General features: G+C 34.5%; 4 protein-coding genes. All 4 read right to left on the bottom strand.

What is annotated here, in order from left to right:
* Nucleotides 1–319: DoxX family protein (locus tag HU235_RS17860; RefSeq protein ID WP_174881099.1), on the bottom strand; the 319-nt coding region annotated here is incomplete at its 3' end.
* 248 nt (nt 320–567) lie between these two features.
* Nucleotides 568–1392, bottom strand: coding sequence for a carbohydrate ABC transporter permease (locus HU235_RS17855; protein WP_095300229.1), 825 nt, complete (start codon nt 1390–1392; stop codon nt 568–570).
* The gene (locus tag HU235_RS17850; RefSeq protein WP_370877259.1) at nt 1389–2237 is read right to left on the bottom strand and encodes a carbohydrate ABC transporter permease; all 849 of its coding nucleotides are present in this window, start codon (nt 2235–2237) and stop codon (nt 1389–1391) included. Before HU235_RS17850 ends, HU235_RS17855 begins: the two co-directional genes overlap by 4 nt.
* 249 nt (nt 2238–2486) lie before the next feature.
* Nucleotides 2487–3782 (bottom strand): ABC transporter substrate-binding protein, encoded by a 1296-nt coding sequence (locus HU235_RS17845; RefSeq protein WP_174881097.1) that lies wholly within the window; start codon nt 3780–3782, stop codon nt 2487–2489.
* Between the last annotated feature and the right edge of the window lie 240 nt (nt 3783–4022).

Below are 4022 nucleotides of genomic sequence, written 5' to 3'. Positions count from 1 at the left end.
AAATTGAGACGATTAAACAAATTGCTGATGGAATAACCGTACTAAGCGGCTGTTGCACTTTAATAATATGCGTATAAATTGCCCCAAGCATAAATACGATAACAATTACACTACCAATTATTGCAAATAGATGATTCCAAAGCCCAGTAAAAATGGCGATTGCCGCAACCATTTCCATTACCCCGGTCACGGTAAGAAACCACATTGGATATTGATATTCCTGCCAATGCTTAACTTGAAAATCAATTCTTAAAACTTTTATGATCCCTCCAATTCCAATGAAAAATGCTAATATGATTTGTAAAATCTTAATAACCATTTTCGCCACCTCTTTCCTAAAAACAAAACGTTTTTACTCCACAACAGAAATTATTACTTTATAGTAATGTTACTCATAAGTAAGTTTTGTGTATAAAAATACCATAATAGGAAAAAGGTTCAATGTCAATCATCATTTCGTTTGGAAATGTCGTCTTCTTGCATAACGCCATATTCATAAATCGCATAATAAAATTATTACGTTAATTATTAAAAAAGCAGAGAGCTTTAATCTCTCCGCTTACCAGATTATTTTACAGATCCCATCATTCCAGCAACAAAGTGCTTTTGCATAATGAAGAAAATCAGTGCTGCTGGCAATGTCGCGATAACAATTGCGCTCATAATCACTCCATAATCAGGTGAATAAGCAGATCCAAGAGTTGAAATTAATAAAGGTATCGTTTGGTTTTCTGGTGATTGTAAAACGACTAAAGGCCATAAATAGTTATTCCAGCTTGCCATAAAGGTAATAATGGCAGCTGCTGCATAGGTTGTTTTCATTGTTGGAATATATATGCGAAAAAAAACACCTAATTCACTTAAGCCATCGATTCTACCTGCTTCAAGAATATCTTTTGGAAACATTTTTGTACTTTGTCGGAAGAAAAAAATGAGAAATGCAGTTGTCAGCGATGGTAATACGGCGGCAGACAATGTATCGATTCCGAAAAATGGCATAGATTCAGAGATCATCCCAAACATTTGAAATAATGGAACCATTAAAGCAGCAAAGGGAATCATCATCGAGGTTAATAATATATTGAATACGAAATCCTTAGCTTTACTGCGATAAATTTCAAAGCCATAGCCTGCAAGAGATGAAATAATTAATGCGAGGATCGTTGTTGTGATTGAAATTTTTGCAGAATTCATTAACGCAGGCACTAAATCGATTGTTTCAAGAAGGTTTTTGAAGTTTTCAACTAAATGAGTACCTGGAAGTAGCTTACCCTTTGTAACATCCACTGACTTATTTGTTGCACTAACAATCATCCAAAAGAACGGAAATACTGAAATAATTGTTGCTGTAATTAATATAAGATAGCTAATAAGCCTCTTTATGTTTTTCATTTTCTATCACCTGCCACTTTAAATTGAATAATGGAGAAAAATACGATCATAATCACTATCGCGTATGACACTGTAGCTGCATAGCCAAAGTCAGGTGTATATTTAAACGATAAATTATAAATGTATTGAGATATCGTCATCGTTGCATTACCTGGACCACCATTTGTGATATTCATAACTTCATCAAATAGCTGTAATGTTCCAATTGTTGATGTAATCGATGTAAATAAAATAATTGGCTTTAATAGTGGAATCGTAATTTTGAAAAATTGCTGAAATGCTGAGGCTCCATCTATTTTAGCTGCCTCATAGATTGAATGATCAATGTTTTGCAATGATGATAAGTAAAAGATCATATTATATCCTGTCCAACGCCATGTAATCGCCATTACTATGGCAATTTTCGCCCAAAACGGGTCTGTTAACCATTGGATCGGTTCAGAAATGATTGAGCTTTTCAGCAGCATCATATTTAAAATTCCATCAAGTCCGAACAAGTATTTAAAAATAACTGAATAAGCGACTAATGATGTGACACAAGGTAAAAAAATGGCAGTTCGGAAAAACCCTTTAAATTTAAGCGTTTTTTCATTGAGTAGGACAGAAATGACCAAGGCTAACAGAATCATTACTGGGACTTGAATAATAAGATAAAAAACTGTGTTTTTTACAGCTGTTAGAAACGTTGGATCCTTAAATAAGCGAATATAATTATCAAAGCCGATAAAGGTTAAGTTTGTACCAGATCCAGATTGTAAAGACATAATAAATGCTTGAACCATAGGGTAAAAATAAAATAAACAAATTAGCAATGTTGCCAGTAATATAAATGACCAACCAATTATCGTATTTGCTTTAAAGGCTTTTGTTCTTAATTGTTTCGTTGAAATTGAGGCTGTTGTTTTTAGGTTTGGCAATGGTTTCAACTCCTTGCTATTGGTAAAGTTCGTGAGACAATAGGCTAAACCGTATAAATACATTCTTTTTATTAAAAACACCTCGGAAGGCTCGCCTGCTAAATTAGCAATCTCAACACCAATTGGTCTTCGAGAAATGCGAGTTTCCGAGGCATCTTCTCTTACGCAAGTTCCTTTCTATTTAATTTGTGCCTCAGCTTGGCTTTGTGCATCCTCTAGCACTTGGTCAATCTCTTTTCCATTCAGATAGTTTTGCATTTCAACAACTAAAATATCATCTATAGCGTACGTATGTGAGCCGTAGTTTATTTTCGGAATTTGCCCCGTCCACTTTGAGAAATCAGCTATGATCGCTTGACCGCCAAAGTATTCATCAGCAGCTTTATATGCTTCTCCTTCGGCTGCTGGTAAATATGTTCCGATCGCACCGATTTCGGACACTAGCTCCTGATAAAATTCAACATTTGATCCGAAAGTTTTCGTAAGAAAATCGACTGCTTTTTCCTTTCCAGGGATATCAAGGACATACCAAGAGCTTCCTCCGAGATTCGATGCATTAACAGAGCTTGGAATTTCTGCAATTTTAGGAAACGGTACAACTGCCCACTTTCCAGATTGAGATGCCTCTGCTTTTATCGATGGTGTAATCCAATTTCCTGTTGGCACTGTTGCAACTTCCCCTCCATTAAAGGCAGCAAGGAGCTGATTCCAGTCAGAGATCGGCTTAACAATATCAGCATCTAATAATTGTTTATAGATGTTAAATGCCTCTTTCAATGTTTCATTCCCTGCTAAATTTGGCGTTGTTCCATCCTCTTTTAAATACCATGACCCGCTTGATTGAGCCATTAACCGAATGATTCCTAAATCATTTGGATCTAGTGAAAGCATATACTTCCCGGTTTTTTCCTTTACCTTCTTCCCAATTTCGATATATTTATTCCAATCAATATTTTGTAAATCACTAACAGTGTATCCTGCTTCCTCTAGATAATCTGTCCGTACGTAAAGACCAGCGACACCTGAATCAAAGGGCAAACCATAGTTCTCTCCATTTAAACTTGTTGGGGCAATTTTATATGGTGCAAAATCATCTACATTAAACGTACCTGTTAATTTATGAAATGCATCGGGATATGCTTGCAAGAAGCTTTGCGCTCGATAATCTTCTATTAAAACAATGTTTGGTAACCCTTTTGTTGTCCCGGAACTTAAGCTTGTATTTAATTTTTGAACAATATCATCCTGAGCATTTTCAATAACCTTTATTTTAATATCGGGATTATCTGTCTTATAATGTTTTTCGGCGATTTCTAATGCTTTAATATTAAATTTCGGATCCCATGCCCAAATTGTTATTTCATTTGAATCCTTTGGCTCCTCTGAATTGGAGCTACTTTCCTTAGCACCTGAAGAACAACCTGCCAATAAAAGTAAACTAGCTAATAGAAATGTGATAATCTTTTTCTTCACCCGAATTCCCCCCGTTTAATTAAAATTGAAAGCGTTATCATTCTCTCGTATTTTATCGTAGCACAATTTGTTTATATTCTATTAGGATAATATTTTTATGTTTTTGTGTTATTTTTAGAAATCATCTAATTGAACATTTTTATCTATTGTACGTTTTTTAGAAAATAGGAATTTTTTTATTCATTTTAAAAACAAGACAAAAATAAGCTAGTACAACATACATATAATAAGTAGTACTAG

The organism is Metabacillus niabensis (genome assembly GCF_902829255.1).
In the GTDB taxonomy this organism is placed as follows: domain Bacteria; phylum Bacillota; class Bacilli; order Bacillales; family Bacillaceae; genus Metabacillus; species Metabacillus niabensis.
Note: the sequence above shows the minus strand (reverse complement) of the source record. Positions and strands in the feature narration are given on the sequence as shown.